Source organism: Streptomyces vietnamensis (assembly GCF_000830005.1).
GTDB classification, from domain to species: Bacteria; Actinomycetota; Actinomycetes; order Streptomycetales; family Streptomycetaceae; genus Streptomyces; species Streptomyces vietnamensis.
Genome location: NZ_CP010407.1, coordinates 4,196,695 through 4,213,025, shown reverse-complemented (window position 1 = coordinate 4,213,025; position 16,331 = coordinate 4,196,695). Strand labels below are relative to the sequence as shown.

General features: G+C 72.1%; 20 protein-coding genes. 16 read left to right on the top strand and 4 right to left on the bottom strand.

Going from position 1 to position 16,331, the window contains the following annotated elements:
• The first annotated feature begins 238 nt into the window (after nucleotides 1-238).
• The 4 genes from SVTN_RS18785 to SVTN_RS18770 all read left to right on the top strand — a co-directional run bounded on the left by SVTN_RS18785 (nucleotide 239) and on the right by SVTN_RS18770 (nucleotide 4,154).
• Nucleotides 239-1,504: a beta-ketoacyl-[acyl-carrier-protein] synthase family protein gene (locus SVTN_RS18785; protein WP_041130148.1), complete on the top strand. Its 1,266-nt coding sequence runs from the start codon at nucleotides 239-241 to the stop codon at nucleotides 1,502-1,504.
• Nucleotides 1,501-2,760 (top strand): ketosynthase chain-length factor, encoded by a 1,260-nt coding sequence (locus tag SVTN_RS18780; protein ID WP_052499199.1) that lies wholly within the window; start codon nucleotides 1,501-1,503, stop codon nucleotides 2,758-2,760. Before SVTN_RS18785 ends, SVTN_RS18780 begins: the two co-directional genes overlap by 4 nt.
• A gap of 17 nt (nucleotides 2,761-2,777) precedes the next feature.
• Complete coding sequence (locus tag SVTN_RS18775) at nucleotides 2,778-3,035, top strand: acyl carrier protein (RefSeq protein ID WP_041130147.1); 258 nt, start codon at nucleotides 2,778-2,780, stop codon at nucleotides 3,033-3,035.
• A 132-nt stretch (nucleotides 3,036-3,167) separates the two neighbouring features.
• Nucleotides 3,168-4,154 carry an aromatase/cyclase gene (locus SVTN_RS18770; RefSeq protein ID WP_041130146.1) on the top strand — a complete coding sequence of 329 codons (987 nt, stop codon included), beginning with the start codon at nucleotides 3,168-3,170 and terminating at the stop codon, nucleotides 4,152-4,154.
• Between the two features lie 15 nt (nucleotides 4,155-4,169).
• On the opposite strand, the gene SVTN_RS41045 is transcribed toward SVTN_RS18770, so the two are convergent.
• Nucleotides 4,170-4,952 (bottom strand): DUF6081 family protein, encoded by a 783-nt coding sequence (locus SVTN_RS41045; RefSeq protein WP_052499198.1) that lies wholly within the window; start codon nucleotides 4,950-4,952, stop codon nucleotides 4,170-4,172.
• A 141-nt stretch (nucleotides 4,953-5,093) separates the two neighbouring features.
• Between SVTN_RS41045 and SVTN_RS18760 the strand changes: the two genes are divergently transcribed.
• The 3 genes from SVTN_RS18760 to SVTN_RS18750 all read left to right on the top strand — a co-directional run bounded on the left by SVTN_RS18760 (nucleotide 5,094) and on the right by SVTN_RS18750 (nucleotide 7,247).
• Nucleotides 5,094-5,522 (top strand): nuclear transport factor 2 family protein, encoded by a 429-nt coding sequence (locus SVTN_RS18760; RefSeq protein WP_041130145.1) that lies wholly within the window; start codon nucleotides 5,094-5,096, stop codon nucleotides 5,520-5,522.
• A 128-nt stretch (nucleotides 5,523-5,650) separates the two neighbouring features.
• The gene (locus tag SVTN_RS46185; protein WP_159026469.1) at nucleotides 5,651-6,307 is read left to right on the top strand and encodes a 4'-phosphopantetheinyl transferase family protein; all 657 of its coding nucleotides are present in this window, start codon (nucleotides 5,651-5,653) and stop codon (nucleotides 6,305-6,307) included.
• 19 nt (nucleotides 6,308-6,326) lie between these two features.
• Nucleotides 6,327-7,247 carry an MBL fold metallo-hydrolase gene (locus SVTN_RS18750; RefSeq protein WP_052499196.1) on the top strand — a complete coding sequence of 307 codons (921 nt, stop codon included), beginning with the start codon at nucleotides 6,327-6,329 and terminating at the stop codon, nucleotides 7,245-7,247.
• Between the two features lie 56 nt (nucleotides 7,248-7,303).
• On the opposite strand, the gene SVTN_RS18745 is transcribed toward SVTN_RS18750, so the two are convergent.
• A complete protein-coding gene (locus SVTN_RS18745; protein WP_052499195.1) occupies nucleotides 7,304-7,837 on the bottom strand; it encodes a flavin reductase family protein in 534 nt (177 codons plus the stop codon).
• Nucleotides 7,838-8,107: 270 nt separating this feature from the next.
• Here SVTN_RS18745 and SVTN_RS18740 point away from each other — a divergent pair, with 270 nt between their 5' ends.
• Nucleotides 8,108-8,488 (top strand): DUF6344 domain-containing protein, encoded by a 381-nt coding sequence (locus SVTN_RS18740; RefSeq protein WP_041130144.1) that lies wholly within the window; start codon nucleotides 8,108-8,110, stop codon nucleotides 8,486-8,488.
• Nucleotides 8,489-8,812: 324 nt separating this feature from the next.
• Here the strand turns inward: SVTN_RS18740 and SVTN_RS18735 are convergent, their stop codons facing one another.
• Nucleotides 8,813-9,511, bottom strand: a complete 699-nt coding sequence (locus SVTN_RS18735) for a DUF5324 family protein (RefSeq protein ID WP_041130143.1) — start codon at nucleotides 9,509-9,511, stop codon at nucleotides 8,813-8,815.
• 247 nt (nucleotides 9,512-9,758) lie between these two features.
• On the opposite strand from SVTN_RS18735, the gene SVTN_RS18730 reads away from it, so the two are divergent.
• Both SVTN_RS18730 and SVTN_RS18725 read left to right on the top strand, forming a co-directional pair.
• Complete coding sequence (locus SVTN_RS18730; protein ID WP_041130142.1) at nucleotides 9,759-10,286, top strand: peptidylprolyl isomerase; 528 nt, start codon at nucleotides 9,759-9,761, stop codon at nucleotides 10,284-10,286.
• Nucleotides 10,287-10,308: 22 nt separating this feature from the next.
• On the top strand, nucleotides 10,309-11,178 hold the full coding sequence (locus tag SVTN_RS18725) for a rhomboid family intramembrane serine protease (RefSeq protein WP_041130141.1): 870 nt from the start codon (nucleotides 10,309-10,311) through the stop codon (nucleotides 11,176-11,178).
• 312 nt (nucleotides 11,179-11,490) lie between these two features.
• Here SVTN_RS18725 and crgA read toward each other — a convergent pair whose 3' ends face one another.
• The gene (gene crgA / locus SVTN_RS18720) at nucleotides 11,491-11,745 is read right to left on the bottom strand and encodes a cell division protein CrgA (RefSeq protein WP_041130140.1); all 255 of its coding nucleotides are present in this window, start codon (nucleotides 11,743-11,745) and stop codon (nucleotides 11,491-11,493) included.
• A gap of 140 nt (nucleotides 11,746-11,885) precedes the next feature.
• Between crgA and SVTN_RS18715 the strand changes: the two genes are divergently transcribed.
• From SVTN_RS18715 to SVTN_RS18690, 6 genes are all read left to right on the top strand, one after another.
• Entirely contained in the window at nucleotides 11,886-12,653 is a 768-nt protein-coding gene (locus tag SVTN_RS18715; RefSeq protein WP_078908402.1) for a DUF881 domain-containing protein, read from the top strand.
• 15 nt (nucleotides 12,654-12,668) lie between these two features.
• Nucleotides 12,669-13,376: a class E sortase gene (locus tag SVTN_RS18710; RefSeq protein WP_041130138.1), complete on the top strand. Its 708-nt coding sequence runs from the start codon at nucleotides 12,669-12,671 to the stop codon at nucleotides 13,374-13,376.
• A 64-nt stretch (nucleotides 13,377-13,440) separates the two neighbouring features.
• Nucleotides 13,441-13,602 carry a hypothetical protein gene (locus SVTN_RS44820; RefSeq protein WP_015034837.1) on the top strand — a complete coding sequence of 54 codons (162 nt, stop codon included), beginning with the start codon at nucleotides 13,441-13,443 and terminating at the stop codon, nucleotides 13,600-13,602.
• The gene (locus tag SVTN_RS18700) at nucleotides 13,599-14,237 is read left to right on the top strand and encodes an aminodeoxychorismate/anthranilate synthase component II (RefSeq protein ID WP_041130137.1); all 639 of its coding nucleotides are present in this window, start codon (nucleotides 13,599-13,601) and stop codon (nucleotides 14,235-14,237) included. The genes SVTN_RS44820 and SVTN_RS18700 overlap by 4 nt, the downstream gene beginning before the upstream one ends.
• Nucleotides 14,234-15,493, top strand: a complete 1,260-nt coding sequence (locus SVTN_RS18695; RefSeq protein ID WP_041130136.1) for a class E sortase — start codon at nucleotides 14,234-14,236, stop codon at nucleotides 15,491-15,493. Before SVTN_RS18700 ends, SVTN_RS18695 begins: the two co-directional genes overlap by 4 nt.
• A gap of 37 nt (nucleotides 15,494-15,530) precedes the next feature.
• A complete protein-coding gene (locus SVTN_RS18690) occupies nucleotides 15,531-16,208 on the top strand; it encodes a class E sortase (protein ID WP_041130135.1) in 678 nt (225 codons plus the stop codon).
• Nucleotides 16,209-16,331 lie beyond the last annotated feature (123 nt).

Below are 16,331 nucleotides of genomic sequence, written 5' to 3'. Positions count from 1 at the left end.
GTCTCCCTTGGGTTCCTCGGGCGGGTGCACGGCGGGGTCGCGGGGCGTCCCGCCGTCCACCCGAGAGCGTGGCCGCGGCCCCTTGAGCGGGGCTGGAAGGCGGCTCGCGGGCGCCCGCGAGCGCACCATCGGCCCACGAGCCGCCCTCAAGCCGGGCGGGGGAGTGTGCCGCTGTGTCAGAGAGGTACGGCGGGCGAAAGGAGCCCCACGCGATGCCCAGCAGCACAGGAGGACGACGGTGACCCGACGCGTAGTGATCACCGGGGTCGGGGTGCGCGCCCCTGGCGGCTCGGGGACGAAGGAGTTCTGGGACCTGCTCACCGCGGGCCGCTCGGCCACCCGGCCCATCAGCTTCTTCGACGCCGCTCCGTTCCGGTCCCGGATCGCGGGCGAGGTCGACTTCGACGCGCGGGCCGAGGGCTTCTCGCCGCGCGAGGTCCGGCGCATGGACCGCGCCACCCAGTTCGCCGTCGCCTGCACCCGGGAGGCGCTCGCCGACAGCGGCCTGGAGACGGGCGCGCTCGATCCCTCCCGGATCGGCGTCGCCCTGGGCAGTGCCGTCGCCTCCGCGACCAGCCTGGAGAACGAGTACCTCGTGATGGCGGACGCCGGCCGTGAGTGGGTGGTGGATCCGGCGCACCTGTCGCCGTACATGTTCGACTACCTCAGCCCGGGGGTCATGGCCGCCGAGGTCGCCTGGGCGGCCGGCGCCGAGGGGCCGGTCACCATGGTGTCCGACGGCTGCACCTCGGGTCTGGACTCGGTCGGCTACGCCGTCCAGCTGATCCGCGAGGGCAGTGTGGACGTGGCGGTCGCGGGTGCGGCCGACACCCCCGTCTCCCCGATCGTCGTCGCCTGCTTCGACGCCATCAAGGCGACGACTCCCCGCAACGACGACCCGGAGCACGCCTCCCGGCCCTTCGACGGCACCCGCAACGGCTTCGTCCTCGCCGAGGGCGCCGCCATGTTCGTCCTCGAGGAGTACGAGGCCGCCAAGCGGCGCGGGGCGCACATCTACGCCGAGGTCGGCGGCTATGCCACGCGCTGCAACGCGTACCACATGACGGGTCTGAAGAAGGACGGCCGCGAGATGGCCGAGTCCATCCGGGCGGCCCTCGACGAGGCCCGTCTCGACCGCACCGCCGTCGACTACGTCAACGCGCACGGCTCCGGCACGAAGCAGAACGACCGCCACGAGACGGCCGCGTTCAAGCGCAGCCTCGGCGACCAGGCGTACGCGGTGCCCGTCAGCTCCATCAAGTCCATGGTGGGCCACTCGCTCGGTGCGATCGGCTCCATCGAGATCGCCGCGTCGATCCTGGCCATCGAGCACAACGTCGTCCCGCCGACGGCGAACCTGCACAACCCCGACCCCGAGTGCGACCTGGACTACGTGCCGCTCACCGCGCGTGAGCTGCGCGTCGACACCGTCCTCACGGTGGGCAGCGGCTTCGGCGGGTTCCAGAGCGCGATGGTCCTGCACCGCCCGGAGGTGGCCGCATGAGCACGCCGTCGAGCGCCGGGGCCGGTGCCTCGGGACAGCGGATCGTCGTCACCGGTCTCGGCGTCACCGCGCCCGGCGGCATCGGCACCGAGCGTTACTGGAAGGCCCTGCTGACCGGCGAGAACGGCATCGGCGAGCTGTCCCGGTTCGACGCCTCGCACTACCCGTCCCGGCTGGCGGGCCAGATCGACGACTTCGAGGCCTCCGATCACCTGCCCGGCCGGCTGCTGCCGCAGACCGACGTGTCCACCCGTTACGCGCTCGTCGCCGCGGACTGGGCGCTCGCCGACGCGGGCGTGGGCCCCGACGCGGGCTTCGAGGACTACGACCTCGGTGTCGTCACCTCCACCGCGCAGGGCGGCTTCGACTTCACCCACCGGGAGTTCCACAAGTTGTGGAGCCAGGGACCCCAGTACGTCAGCGTGTACGAGTCGTTCGCCTGGTTCTACGCCGTCAACACCGGTCAGATCTCCATCCGCAACACCATGCGCGGCCCCAGCGCCGCGCTGGTCGGGGAGCAGGCCGGCGGCCTCGACGCGATCGGACACGCCTGCCGCACGGTCCGCCGCGGCACCCGTCTCGTGCTCACCGGCGGCGTCGACTCCGCGCTCGACCCCTGGGGGTACGCCTCCCAGCTCGCCGGCGGCCTGGTCAGCACGGTCGCCGACCCGGAGCGCGCCTACCTGCCCTTCGACGCCGAAGCCTCCGGCCACGTGCCCGGCGAGGGCGGCGCCGTGCTCATCGTCGAGAACGCCGACTCGGCGCGCGAGCGCGGCGTCGAGCGGATCTACGGCGAGATCGCCGGCTATGCCGCGACCTTCGACCCGGCGCCCGGCTCCGGCCGGCCGCCCGCCCTCGGCCGCGCCGCCGAACTCGCCCTCGCGCAGGCGGGTCTGACGCCCGCCGACGTCTCCGTGGTGTTCGCCGACGGCGCGGGTGTCCCGGACCTCGACCGGGCCGAGGCCGAGGCGATCAGCCGGCTCTTCGGACCGCACGGCGTTCCCGTGACCGCGCCCAAGGCCCTCACCGGGCGCCTGTGCGCGGGCGGCGGTCCCACCGATCTCGTGGCCGCCCTGCTCGCCCTGCGCGACCAGGTGATCCCCGCGACCGGCCGGACCGCGCGGGTGCCGGACGCCTACCGGCTCGACCTGGTGACCGGGCAGCCCCGCGAGGCCGCCCTGAGCACCGCCCTGGTTCTGGCCCGAGGCCGCCACGGCTTCAACTCGGCCGTCGTCCTCACCACCCACCGACCCTGAACCCAAGGAGCCCCACGATGGCACGACTGACCCTCGACGCACTGCGCACCATCCTCGTCGCCTGCGCCGGAGAGGACGACAGCGCCGACCTCTCCGGCGACATCCTCGACATCACGTTCGAGGACCTCGGCTACGACTCCCTGGCCCTCATGGAGAGCGCCGCCCGCATCGAGCGGGAGTTCGGCGTCACCCTCGACGACGACGACGTCAACGAGGCGCTCACCCCGCGTCTCCTGCTCGACCTCGTCAACGGTTCGGAAGTGCGGGCCGCCTGACGCGACCTCACCACCGGTCGGCCGGTCGGCCGGCCCCGGGGGCACGGCCAGCACCACCCGTGCGCGAGGTGCCCCCGGGGCATCCCGGCGACGCCGCCCCCGTACGAATCCCCCGTCCAAGGAGTACGCCCCATGGCCCGCACCGCCGCTCTCCCCTCCCCGACCGTCCACCGCAGCGAGCACTCCGTGACGGTGGCCGCGCCCGCCGAGACGCTGTACGCCCTCGTCGCCGATGTGACGCGGTGGCCCGCCGTGTTCGAGCCGACCGTGCACGTGCGGCACCTCGCCCGGGAGGGCCGGACCGAACGGTTCGAGATCTGGGCCGAGGTGAACGGCGAGATCGCGCACTGGCGCTCGCGCCGCGTCCTCGATCCGCGGCGGTTGTACGTGTCCTTCCGCCAGGAGCACAGCAGGCCGCCCGTCACGTCGATGTCCGGCGGCTGGCTCTTCCGGCGGCTGGCCGACAGCCGCACCGAGATCGTGCTGCGCCACCGGTTCACGGTCGCCGGCGACGACCCGGCCGCCGCAGCCCGGATCGAGGAGGCCCTCGACCGCAACAGCGCCCGCGAACTGGGAGCCCTCGCGGCGCTCGCGGAGACCGGCCACCCCGTGGACGACCTGGTCTTCTCGTTCACCGACACGATCCCGCTCACCGGAGCCGCCCACGACGCCTACACCTTCGTCGAGCGCGCCGAACGCTGGGCGGAGCTGCTGCCGCACGTCGCCCGCGTCACGCTGACCGAGCCCGAACCGGGCCTGCAGTGGCTGGAGATGGACACCGTCACGGCCGACGGCTCGGCCCACACCACGCGCTCGGCGCGGATCTGCCGCGCGCCGGAGTGGATCGCGTACAAGCAGCAGCGCACCCCCCGGCTGCTGTCCGGCCACAGCGGCGAGTGGACGTTCGCGCAGACCCCGCAGGGGGCGGTGGCGACCGCACGTCACACGGTCGCCGTCGATCCGACGGGCATCACCGAGGTGCTCGGCCCCGAGGCCACACTCGACGACGCCCGTACGTACGTTCGCGAAGCTCTCGGCCGCAACAGTCTGACGACCCTGCGCCACGCGGCCGGGGCGTCCGACGCGGCGGAGACGGCGGAAGCGGCCGAGGCCGGCTGACCGCCGCGCCCGGGATCAGGGCGCGTCACTCCCCTGAGAGCCCGCCGCCAGCGCCACGCGGCGGGCTCGCAGGCGCACCCCCTGACCGTACGCCGCCGCGGCGAGCAGCCCGATGCCGACGGTCAGCCGGTCCGGAGCCACCTCGGTGCGCGGACCCGGCGTGGAGCGCTCCAGGCGGTGGCCGTACCGGGCGTCGAGCTCCAGGCCCGTACGGTCCACCGCGAACACCTCCTCGCCCGCGAGCAGCCAGCGGGCCCGTCCCGCCGACGCGTCCACCTCGACCGCACAGTGATGCCACGCCTCCGGAGTGCGCGGCGCCACCGGAACGGCGTACGCGAACGAGCCGTGGGTCCCACCGGGGCGTGGCAGACGTTCGTACAGCGCCCACACGAACCCGTTCGTCAGCGCGAAGTCGAAGGCCAGGCCCGAGACCATGTCCACGCAGATCAGCGCGGCCATCGCGCACGCGGGGCCGTCCCCCTCCGGGTGCCGGTCCGCCGAAAGGACACGCGCCGACAGGTCCGCCTCCGCCCGGAACGGCCCGGGCCCGCGCGCCTCCGGCTCCGCGAACGCGGCCCACCGCAGATGCGGCTCCTGCTGCCCCGCCGGCACCCGGGTGAACGCGGGCCGCTCCCCGCGCCCCGTGCCGTACCCCGACGCCACGCACAGCCCGTCGCCGTCGCCGGGCGTCCACACCCGGGCGTCGCCCTGCGCGAGCCACGGCAGCGGTCGCAGCCGCCAGCGGGCCACCCGCCCCGGCGCGGCCCAGTCCTCGCGGAAATCGTCCTCGAACAGCATGCCCGGCTCCTGTCTCGGCTCGGTGACGAGGGGGTGTGACGGAGCGAGGTTCGTCGCCCCGGCTCAAGCCGCAGTGGAGGCCCCTTCGAGCCCGCCCGGCGAGGGTGACGCCACCGACCGTCCCGCGCTCCGGAGGAACCGATGACCGCCACCGCCGTCCGTACCGAGGTCTACGCCCAGGTCCAGCACTTCTACGCCCACCAGATGCAGGCCCTCGACGGGGGCCGCTTCGCCGACTACGCGGCCACCTTCACCGAGGACGGCACCTTCCAGCACTCCCCCGGCGTACAGCCGGCGGTGGGTCGGGCCGGGATCGTCGCCGAACTGGTGGAGTTCCACAAGCGCTTCGAGGGCGACCCGGTCCAGCGCCGCCACTGGTTCAACCACATCGCCCTGGAGCCGCAGGCCGACGGCTCGCTGCGCTCCACCGTGTACGCCCTCGTCGTCACCGTCCGGCCGGGTGGAAAGCCCGAGATCGCGCCCAGCTGCGTCGTCCACGACGTCCTGCTCGTCACCGACGAGGGGGTACGGACCCGCTCCCGCATGATCACCCACGACCAGCTGGTCTGACCGGCCGCGCCGCCGTGCGGACACCACGGGGCCGAGGCCCGGACCCCGGCCGCGATCCCCGCCCCGGCCCAGAGCCGGCCCCGAGCCCCGGCCCCGAGCCGACCCCCCGACCCGGGCGGCCGTTGCTCGTGCACGGCACCGTCGAGGACTGGGCGCGGGCCGCCGCATCCCGCCGGGCCCCGCCGCATCCCGGTGACACCGCCCGCCTGCGGGCCCTGCGCGACGACCGGCTGCGCCGCCGCTTCCTGGCCTCCCGGCTGCTGCTGCGCACCACACTCGGCGCGCTCGCGGACCGCGACCCCGACGGGATCGTGCTCGCCCGCACCGCACTGGGCCGCCCCTACGCCCCCGACCTGCCGGAGCTGGACTTCAGCCTCAGCCACACCGGCTCCCTGCTGGCCGTCGCGGTCGTCCGCGGCGGCCGGGTCGGCGTGGACGCGGAACGGCCCGGCCGCCCCATGTCCGTACTGGAGCACCGGATGTGCACACCCCATGAACGTGCCGGACTCGACGCACGAGGGCTGCGCGGCACGGCGCGCGACGCGGAGCTGCTGCGCCTGTGGACCCTCAAGGAGGCCTACGCCAAGGCGCTGGGCACCGGACTTCGGCACCCGCCCCGCACCTTCGGCCTCGACCCGGCGGACCCGGCCGGCAGGCCCACGCTGCCCGGCACCCTGAGCACCGCCACCCGCACACTGCCCGACGGGACGGTGGTCGGCGTGGTCAGCGCGATCGGGTTCGAGCGGGGCTCCAGCCGCTCAGCCGACGATGAGCCAGTTCCATGATGTCGAGGAGGAGACCCACATGACCGGAATCACCGCCGGCGCCGTCCGGACCGAGCTGACGGAGGTCGCCGACGGGGTGTTCGCCCACGTCCAGCCGGACGGGGGCTGGTGCCTGAACAACGCCGGTCTCGTCGTCTCGGGCGACCGCGCCGCGCTCGTGGACACCGCGGCCACCGAGGCGCGCGCCAGGACCCTGCGCGAGGTGGTGCTCCGGGTCGCCCCGGCCGCCCCACAGGTCCTGGTCAACACCCACTTCCACGGCGACCACACCTTCGGCAACTTCGTCTTCCCGGAGTCCCTCGTCGTCGGCCACGAGCGCACCCGTACGGAGATGACCGAGACGGGCCTGCACATGACCGGCCTGTGGCCGGACGTGGAGTGGGGCGACCTGCGGCTCGTCCCGCCGGCGCTGACCTTCCGCGACCGGCTCACCCTGCACATCGGCGAGAAGACGGCCGAGCTGCTGCACCTGGGCCCGGCGCACACCAGCAACGACACGGTGCTCTGGCTGCCGGCCGAACGGGTGCTGTTCACCGGCGACCTGGTGATGAACGGGGTGACGCCGTTCTGCCCCATGGGCTCGGTCGCCGGCTCCCTCGAAGCCCTGGACACGATGCGCGCCCTCGCCCCGGAGGTGGTCGTCCCCGGCCACGGCCCGGTCGCGGGCCCCGGCGTGTTCGACGAGACCGAGGGCTATCTGCGCCTGCTCCAGGACCTCGCCGAGCAGGGGCTCGCCGAGTCCCTCGACCCGGTCGAACTGGCCCGCCGCACCGACCTGGGCGAGTACGCGCGCTGGCTCGACGCCGAGCGGCTCGTCCCCAACCTCTTCCGCGCGTACGCCGAGAAACAGGGCGAGCCCCGCGGTTCCCACGTGGACATGAGCGAACTCTTCGCCCGCATGATCGACTACCACGGCGGCCTGCCCACCTGCCACGCCTGAGCGCCCGGCGGGTTCCCCGCCCGGCCGCCCCGGGCGGGGAACCCGCCGCCGCCCGGTCACGTGCCCGCGGCGATCTGTGCCGGTGCCGCGGCGGCCGACAAGGAGTCCCACGCGGCGAAGGCCCCCCGCCGGTAAAGCAGCGGGCGGGCCTCCTCGCGTAACAGAACCCGCTCCATGCGGCCGATCAGCAGCCGGTGGTCACCGGCGACCAGGCTCCGCTCCAGCGTGCACTCCGCGTGGCCCAGCACCCCGTCGAGCAGCACCGGGCACGCGGGCACGGAATCGCCGCGCCGCCACGCCACACCGTCGAACTTCCGGTCCGAGCGCCCCGCGAAGGTACGAGCGAGCTCCTCGCCCCCCTCGGCGTCGAGCAGATGCAGCGCGAAGGCCTCCGCGCCGAGCACCGCGGGCAGCGTCCGGGAGCCCTCGTCCACGCAGACCAGCAGCTGGGGCGGGTCGAGGGACACCGCGCTGAACGCGGTGCAGGTGAAGCCGAGTGGTCTGCCGTCAGGGCCGGCCGTGGTCACCACCGCGACGGCCGCCGGTACGGATCCGAAGAAGTCGCGGAATGCCTCGGGCCCCAAAGCCATGCCTCTCACCGCCGTCGTCTCGCACATGCGCAGCACCGGGGCGGACCCCCGGGGCTCTGACAGCGTCTGCGGGAGGTCTGGAGGCCGTCTGGACTCCCGCTGGAGAAGCAGATGCCCGGCCCTGGGCCGGACGGGTGGTGTTCATCGGAAGAACGGCGCGACGACGGCGTCGGTCCGCGGAAAACGGGCCCACATCCAGATCATGAGAAAAGTACGTAAAGCGCGCAACCCGAAATGAACCATCCGAGAACATCACGAAAGTGAGGGGCCATGGCCACCGCCAGGGTCAAGCAGTTCTGGACCGCCTTCATCTCCGTCCTCTTCGCCCTGCTCGCCTCCGTCGGTCTGGCGAACACCGCCGCCGCGGCCGGGCAGCCCGCCGTCCAGCAGCCCGAGGAGCCGGCCGCGCCCGCCGCCGCCACCGCCCCCGTCGCCGGGGAGCGCGCCCTCGTCTCCGTACCGGCACAGCGGGCGCATCGGTGGCCGCTCGTCGGGGACCGCTCCCTGCCGCCCACCATCAAGCAGCGCATCGCCGCCGAGGCCCACGGTTCCTCGCCCTCCGCTCGGCAGCGGTCCTCGTCGACCGCCGGCGTCGAGAGCGACCCGGCGGCGCTGACGGAGCTGGCGCTCGCCGCCACCGCGGCGGCGTAGGGAGCGGGGAGCCGACGACGCGTACTCCCCACACCCCACACGCAGCACCTCACACGCAGTTCCTCACGCACAGGACCCCGGCAGGACCCCGGCAGGAGCCGGTGAGGGTCCCGGCAGACCCCGGCAGGAGCCGGTGAGGGCCCCAGCAGGTCCCAGCAGGACCTAGCCAGGAGTCAGAAGAACCCCAGCAGAACCCCAGCAGGACCCCAGCAGGACCCCAGCAGAACCCCAACAGAACCCCAGCAGGACCCCAGCAGGACCCCAGCAGGACCCGGTAGGACCCCAGCAGGACCTCGGCAGGACCTCGGCAGGAGTGGCGGTCGGTCAGCGGCGCTCGTCGCGTTCGGCGGCTTCTGCGGCGGCCGCGGCATCGGCCTCGGTCTCCGCCTCCGCATCGAGGGAGGCCCCACTGCCGTCGACGGACGACGGCGAGGAGCCCTCGTCCATCTCGGTGGGCGCGGGAGGCTCGACCAGCCAGTCGGGATTGGCCTGCTTGTCCCACCACTTCCAGGCGGCGAACGCGCCGCCGACCAGTACGCCGAGGACGACGAGTCCCTTGGCGAGGCGTCCGGCCCTGACCCGACGCTCGTGCTTCTTCACGATCTTCCGGATTTCCTTCGGCGTCACCTGACCGCGCAGCGCGGCCCAGGCGGCAGTGGAACGCGACCCGGCCTCCTCGAGGACGGGACCGGTCGCGGCGACCGCGCTCTCGACGCGCGGAACGGTGTAGTCGGCCGCCTGACGGGCGGCCTGGCGGGTCTTGACCGCCGCACGGTGTGCGGCCGCGTCGACCCGCGGCGGTACGTGCGGCGCGACATACGAGTCGTACTGCGCGCGAGCCTGTGTACGGGCCGCGGACGCGGCCTTCGAGACCTTCGGCGCGAGCACCGCCCGCGCCTCGTGTGCGTAGTGCGTGGCCTGGTCCCTGGCCGAGCCGGCGTACGGCGCCACCACTTCCGCGGCGTGCAGGACGCTCTCCTTCGCCGAACCTGTCGCGGCGCGCACGCTGTCCATGCGGGTCACGGGATTCCTCCTCCTCGGTGGCGATGTCGGTTTTTCACCTTTCCATCCTTTTCGGAATCATGCCCGCCGGAGCGGCGTCCGGCATGCGGGGCTGGCATCCGGGGCATGCGAGGATCGGACACGCCAGAGACAGACGTGACATGACGCGAGTCGGCGCGATTCGACGCGATTCCATCCGAGACGACGCGAGCCGCCGCCGGACGACGCGGCACGACGCGACACGACGTGGGACGGAAGGCGACCGACCGTGGCCGAGCAGCTGTACGCGATCCTCAAGACGAGCCTGGGTGACATCACGGTGCGGCTGATGCCGTTCCACGCTCCGAAGACGGTCCGGAACTTCGTCGAACTCGCCTCCGGCGAGCGCGAGTGGACGCACCCCGCCACCGGCACGGTCTCCTCGGACCCGCTCTACGACGGAACGGTCTTCCACCGGGTCATCAAGGGCTTCATGATCCAGGGCGGCGACCCGCTGGGGAACGGCACGGGCGGACCGGGCTACGAGTTCGCCGACGAGTTCCACCCGGAGCTCTTCTTCGACCGGCCCTACCTGCTGGCCATGGCCAACGCCGGCCCGGGCACCAACGGCTCGCAGTTCTTCATCACCGTCGGCCCGGCGACCTGGCTGAACCGCAAGCACACCATCTTCGGCGAGGTCGCCGACCAGGAGAGCCGGAAGGTCGTCGACGCGATCGCGGCCACCCCGACCGACCCGCACACCGAGCGGCCGCTCCAGGACGTCGTCGTCGAGTCCGTGGTGATCGAGAAGCGCTGAGGCGGAAGGGACGGAACCTCCCATGGACACGCAGCCCGGTCTGCTGCGCTGCTACCGCCACCCGGAGGCCGAGACGGGCGTCCGCTGCGCCCGCTGCGAGCGGCCCATCTGTCCGCAGTGCATGATCCCCGCGTCCGTCGGCTTCCAGTGCCCCGAGTGCGTGCGGAACGGCTCGGGCACCGGTCACGCCGCCGGCGCCAACCAGCCCCGGACGCTCGCGGGCGGCCGGGTGGCGGCGGACGGGCGCCTCGTCACCAAGATCCTCATGGCGATCAACCTGGCGCTGTTCATCGCCGTGCAGGTGGTGGGCGACCGGCTCCTCGACGACCTCGCGCTCATCGGCGGCGGCCACGTGGTCCTCCCGAACGGTGAGCCGGTCGGGGTCGCGGACGGCGAGTGGTACCGCCTGCTGACCTCCGCCTTCCTCCACCAGGAGCTCCCGCACTTCCTCTTCAACATGCTGGGCCTGTGGATGATCGGCGGGATCGTCGAGCCCGAGCTGGGGAGGATCCGGTACGCGGCCCTCTGTCTGCTCTCCGCGCTCTCCGGCTCCACGCTGGCCTATCTGCTCTCCCCGCACACCCAGTTCTCGCTCGGCGCCTCCGGCATGGTCTACGGCCTGATCGGCGCCTGGATCGTGCTGGCCCGGCGCAGGCGGCAGGACATGCGTCCGGCACTCCTGTTCGTGGCGCTGAACCTGCTCATCACGTTCACCCGTCCGGGGATCTCCTGGGAGGCGCACATCGGCGGTCTGGTGGCCGGCGTCCTGGTGACGTACGCGATGGTGCACGCGCCGCGGGCCCGGCGGGACCTCGTGCAGTACGGGGCCTGTGGATTGGTGCTCCTGATCGACCTGGGGATCGTGCTCGCCCGTTCGGCAGCGCTCACCTGAGCACAGGGACCTGTGGAAGAGCTTCTCCGTAAGCTTTCCCCAGAGTTATCCACAGTGTGTGGCGAATCCTTCCCGCTCTGTGGGGAAAGACAAAGCCCCTCGCCTCTGACCTGGTGTTTCTCCAGGGAGGCGAGGGGCTTTGTGTGTTCTGCCGAGGGTGATTCCGGTCATACCGCCGTCAACCCCGTGTGAGTTATCCACAGATCTTCGTAAGTTATCCAGTGCTGTGCACAACGCTGTGGATAAGCTCGGGGGTGAGCTTGACGAGGGCCTGTCGCGACCGCTAGATCGCCCGGAGCACGGCTCCTCGGGCTACTTCCACTGCGTGGAGACGCCGAAGCCGGCCGCGATGAAGCCGAAGCCCACCACGATGTTCCAGTTCCGGATCGCCTCGACCGGCATGGAGCCGTCGGTGACGTAGAAGACCACGATCCACACAAGACCGATGGCGAACAGCGCCAGCATCACCGGCGCCACCCAGCCGCGGTTGGTCAGCTTGATGTTGGTGGCCTGCTTGGCGGGCGGAGGCGTGAAGTCGGCCTTCTTGCGGATCCGTGACTTCGGCACGAGGGACTCTCCTGTCGATGCGCTGCGTGACCGCGCAGGGAACTGTGGCTGGCGCCGGGATGTGACGAAGGAGGACGACTGCGTCCCCCAGGCGTCCGTTAGCGTAGTGGTTCCGCGGCACCGAAGGGGATCAGGGTACGTTGAGCAATTCCGCCGACACTCCCGAAGGGCCGGGCCGCACCACGAGGTGGCGCCCCGTCCGGGTGCTCACCCTTGCCGTTTTCGCCCTCGCCGGACTGATCTTCGTCACGAGCTTCAACACGGCCAAGGGCACCAACCTCCGGACGGACGCCTCGCTCCTCAGGCTGTCCGACCTCATCGAGGAACGCAGCCACAAGAACGCCGGCCTCGACGAGTCCACTGCCGCCCTCCGCGCCCGGGTCGACTCCCTCGCCGCCCGCGACGACGGCTCCACGCGCGCGGAGGACAAGGAACTCGACGCGCTCGAAGCGAAGGCGGGCACCACCGAGGTCTCCGGCTCCGGCCTCACCGTCACCCTCGACGACGCCCCGCCGAACGCCCAGGCCGCCCCCGGCTACCCCGAACCGCAGGCCAACGACCTGGTCATCCACCAGCAGGACCTCCAGGCCGTCGTCAACGCCCTCTGGCGGGGCGGCGCCGAGGGCATCCGGGTCATGGACCAGCGGCTCATCTCCACCAGCGCCGTGCGCTGCGTCGGCAACACCCTGATCCTCCAGGGCCGCGTCTACTCCCCGCCGTACAAGATCACCGCTGTCGGTGACCAGGGGAAGCTGACCAAGGCGCTCGCCGCCTCCCCCGCGCTCCAGAACTACCAGCTGTACGTCAAGGCGTACGGACTCGGCTGGAAAGTCGACGAGCACAGGGCGGTGACTCTTCCGGGGTACTCGGGCACAGTGGACCTCCACTACGCGAAGCCGGTGAGCTGACAGCGGGAGGGCCGCTTGCGTCTCGTCGTGAGGACCCTCAGCGAGCTGTGCCTGACCGTCGGCACCCTCATCGTCCTCTTCGTCGTGTACGTCCTGTACTGGACCGGCGTCCAGGCCGACAGCGCCAGCGCCGCCCAGATCGACACCCTCCAGCGCGAGTGGGCCGACCTGCCGGTCGCCGCCGCACCCGACCCCGCACCCGGCCCGGCACCCGACCCCGCGCGCGTACCGAAGCCGAAGCCGAAGCCGTACGTCACCGGCAAGGGCATCGCCGTGATGTACGTCCCCCGGCTCGGCCGCGACTGGAAGTGGCCCGTCCTCGAAGGCACCGGCCCCGACATCCTCAAGAAGGGCCTCGGGCACTACACCCGCACCACCACGCTCGGCGGCACCGGGAACTTCGCCGTCGCCGGCCACCGCCGCACCCACGGCGACCCCTTCAAGGACTTCCCGCGGCTGCGCCCCGGCGACGCGATCGTCCTCACCGACGGGACGACCTGGTTCACGTACCGGATCGACCGCGGGCCCTACCGGACCGTCCCCGGCGACACCGCCGTCGTCGACCCCGTCCCCAGGAAGTCCGGCTTCCACGGGCCCGGCCGCTACCTCACCCTCACCACCTGCGACCCCGAGTGGGGCAGCAGCCACCGGTTGATCGTGTGGGCGCACCTCGACGCCACCCGCCCGGTGACCGACGGTCGTCCACAGGCTTTGGACAGCTGACCCCTCACGGCCCCCTCGCCCCGTACTCTGGTCCCCGTAACGAACGGAAGGGGCGGTCCACGTCATGTACGGCTGGATCTGGCGGCATCTGCCGGGCAACGCGTGGGTACGGGCGCTGATCTCGATCGTGCTGGTCCTCGCGGTCGTCTACGTCCTCTTCCAGTACGTGTTCCCCTGGGCGGAGCCTCTGCTTCCGTTCAACGATGTGACGGTGGACGGCCAGTGAGCGCGCGAATTCTCGTCGTCGACAACTACGACAGCTTCGTCTTCAACCTCGTTCAGTACCTCTACCAGCTCGGTGCCGAGTGCGAAGTGCTCCGCAACGACGAGGTGGAGCTCAGCCACGCGCAGGACGGCTTCGACGGCGTGCTGCTGTCGCCCGGGCCGGGCGCGCCCGAGCAGGCCGGCGTGTGCATCGACATGGTGCGCCACTGCGCCGACACCGGTGTGCCCGTCTTCGGCGTCTGCCTCGGCATGCAGTCGATGGCCGTGGCGTACGGCGGCGTCGTCGACCGTGCGCCCGAGCTGCTGCACGGCAAGACCTCCCTCGTCACGCACGAGGGCCAGGGCGTCTTCGCGGGCCTCCCCTCGCCGTTCACCGCGACCCGCTACCACTCGCTGGCCGCCGAGCCCGCCGCCCTGCCGACCGAGCTCGAGGTCACCGCGCGGACCGAGGACGGCATCATCATGGGGCTGCGCCACCGTGAACTCCCGGTCGAGGGCGTGCAGTTCCACCCCGAGTCGGTCCTCACGGAGCACGGGCACCTGATGCTGGCCAACTGGCTGGAGCAGTGCGGCGACAAGGGGGCGGTCGGCCGGTCGGCGGGGCTCGCGCCGGTGGTGGGCAAGGCCGTCGCGTGACGACGGGCTCGCCGTGGTTCCGGCCGACGAACGGACCGGAGCCCGAGCCGATACCCGGTGACCCGTACGCGCCGTCCGCAGAACCGTACGTACCGGCCGAGCAGTACGTACCGGCGGATCAGTACGTACCGGCCGAGCAGTACGGGGCCGGGGAACCGTACGCGCCCGCCGAGCCGTACGCGCCCGCACCCGAGCCGTACGCGCCCGCACCCGAGCCGTACGCGCCGCCTGCCGAGCCGTACGTCCCCGCGGACCCGTACACGCCCGCGCCCGAGCCCTCGTACGCGTACGAGGGCCCCTACGAGCCCTCCTACGGCCCGTACGAGGCGGAGGAGCCCCCGCAGGCCCCGCAGGCCCCACAGGCCCCGCGGGACGGGACGATGCCCCTCCCGGTCGTGGAGGGGGGCTCCGAGCCGTCTCCGCCGTCCCCGGGGCCGGGGAGGGCCGAGCGCCGGCGCGCCGCCAAGGGCGGCCGGGGCAAGGGCCGGGGCGCGGCCCCCGCCGCCCCCGCGACTCCCGCTGCCGAGGGGCGGCCCCTCTCCCGCGTCGAGGCCCGGCGGGCCGCCCGCGCCGCCAAGGAGAGCGTCGGCGTCGTCGCCAGCCGCGTCGTCGGGGAACTCTTCATCACCTTCGGCGTCGTCATGCTGCTCTTCGTCACCTACCAGCTGTGGTGGACGAACGTCCGGGCCGGGCAGGAGACGGACCGGGCCAAGGAGCAGATCGAGGACACCTGGTCCAAGGGCGGGGACACCAGCGAGCCCGAGGCCTTCGAGCCCGGCAAGGGCTTCGCCATCATGTACATCCCCAAGCTGGACGTCGTCGTCCCCATCGCCGAGGGCATCAGCAAGACCAAGGTCCTCGACAAGGGCATGGTCGGCCACTACGGCGAGGGCAAGCTCAAGACGGCCATGCCCGCCGACAAGCAGGGCAACTTCGCGGTGGCCGGCCACCGCAACACGCACGGCGAACCGTTCCGGTACATCAACCAGTTGAAGCCCGGGGACCCGATCGTCGTCGAGACCCAGAGCGCGTACTACACGTACGAGATGGCCAGCATCCTGCCGCAGACCTCGCCCTCCAACGTCTCGGTGATCGACCCCGTACCGAAGCAGTCCGGCTTCAAGGGCCCCGGCAGGTACATCACTTTGACCACCTGCACGCCGGAGTTCACCAGCACGTACCGCATGATCGTGTGGGGCAAGCTGGTCGAGGAACGCCCGCGCAGCAAGGGAAAGCCGAAAGCGCTCGTAGGCTGAGCCCCCACACCTCCGGACGGGACGACGGGACGACCTAGTGGCACGCGCGCGCAACCGGATCGCCGGGCTCATCAGCCTCATCGGCGAACTCCTCATCACGGCGGGCCTGGTGCTCGGCCTCTTCGTCGTCTACTCCCTGTGGTGGACCAACGTCCTCGCCGACCGGGCCGCCGACAAGGACGGCGCCCAGGTCCGCGGCCAGTGGGCCGACCAGGGCCCGGGGGCGCTCGACACCAAGGACGGCATCGGCTTCCTCCACGTCCCCGCCATGCAGAACGGCGAGGTCCTGGTGAAGCAGGGCACCGGCACCGACGTCCTCAACCACGGCGTCGCCGGCTACTACACCGACCCGATCAAGTCCGGGCTGCCGCAGGACAAGCAGGGCAACTTCACGCTCGCCGCGCACCGGGACGGGCACGGCGCCAAGTTCCACAACATCCACAAGGTGAAGACCGGGGACGCGATCGTCTTCGAGACCAAGGACACCTGGTACGTCTACAAGGTCTACAAGACCCTGCCCGAGACCACGAAGTACAACGTGGACGTCCTCCAGCCCGTCCCGAAGGAATCCGGCAAGACCAAGCCCGGCCGCTACATCACCCTGACCACCTGCACCCCCATGTACACCTCGGACTACCGCTACATCGTCTGGGGCGAACTGGTGCGCACGGAGAAGGTCGACCGCGACCGCACGCCTCCGGCGGAACTGCGCTGAGCTTCGGGCCCCGATCTTCGGGCGCCGATCTTCGGGCACAGACGGGAGAGCCCCGGCATCCAGTGCGGATGCCGGGGCTCTCCCGTTGGTGCGTGCCGGTGCGTGCCGGTGCGTGCCGGTGCG

Bases quoted from the DNA above. Each gene is read 5' to 3' on its own strand.
- SVTN_RS18780 (WP_052499199.1), top strand. From the start codon at position 1,501: ATGAGCACGCCGTCGAGCGCCGGGGCCGGTGCCTCGGGACAGCGGATC.
- SVTN_RS18775 (WP_041130147.1), top strand. From the start codon at position 2,778: ATGGCACGACTGACCCTCGACGCACTGCGCACCATCCTCGTCGCCTGC.
- SVTN_RS18770 (WP_041130146.1), top strand. From the start codon at position 3,168: ATGGCCCGCACCGCCGCTCTCCCCTCCCCGACCGTCCACCGCAGCGAG.
- SVTN_RS41045 (WP_052499198.1), bottom strand. From the start codon at position 4,952: ATGCTGTTCGAGGACGATTTCCGCGAGGACTGGGCCGCGCCGGGGCGG.
- SVTN_RS18760 (WP_041130145.1), top strand. From the start codon at position 5,094: ATGACCGCCACCGCCGTCCGTACCGAGGTCTACGCCCAGGTCCAGCAC.
- SVTN_RS18750 (WP_052499196.1), top strand. From the start codon at position 6,327: ATGACCGGAATCACCGCCGGCGCCGTCCGGACCGAGCTGACGGAGGTC.
- SVTN_RS18745 (WP_052499195.1), bottom strand. From the start codon at position 7,837: ATGGCTTTGGGGCCCGAGGCATTCCGCGACTTCTTCGGATCCGTACCG.
- SVTN_RS18740 (WP_041130144.1), top strand. From the start codon at position 8,108: ATGGCCACCGCCAGGGTCAAGCAGTTCTGGACCGCCTTCATCTCCGTC.
- SVTN_RS18725 (WP_041130141.1), top strand. From the start codon at position 10,309: ATGGACACGCAGCCCGGTCTGCTGCGCTGCTACCGCCACCCGGAGGCC.
- SVTN_RS44820 (WP_015034837.1), top strand. From the start codon at position 13,441: ATGTACGGCTGGATCTGGCGGCATCTGCCGGGCAACGCGTGGGTACGG.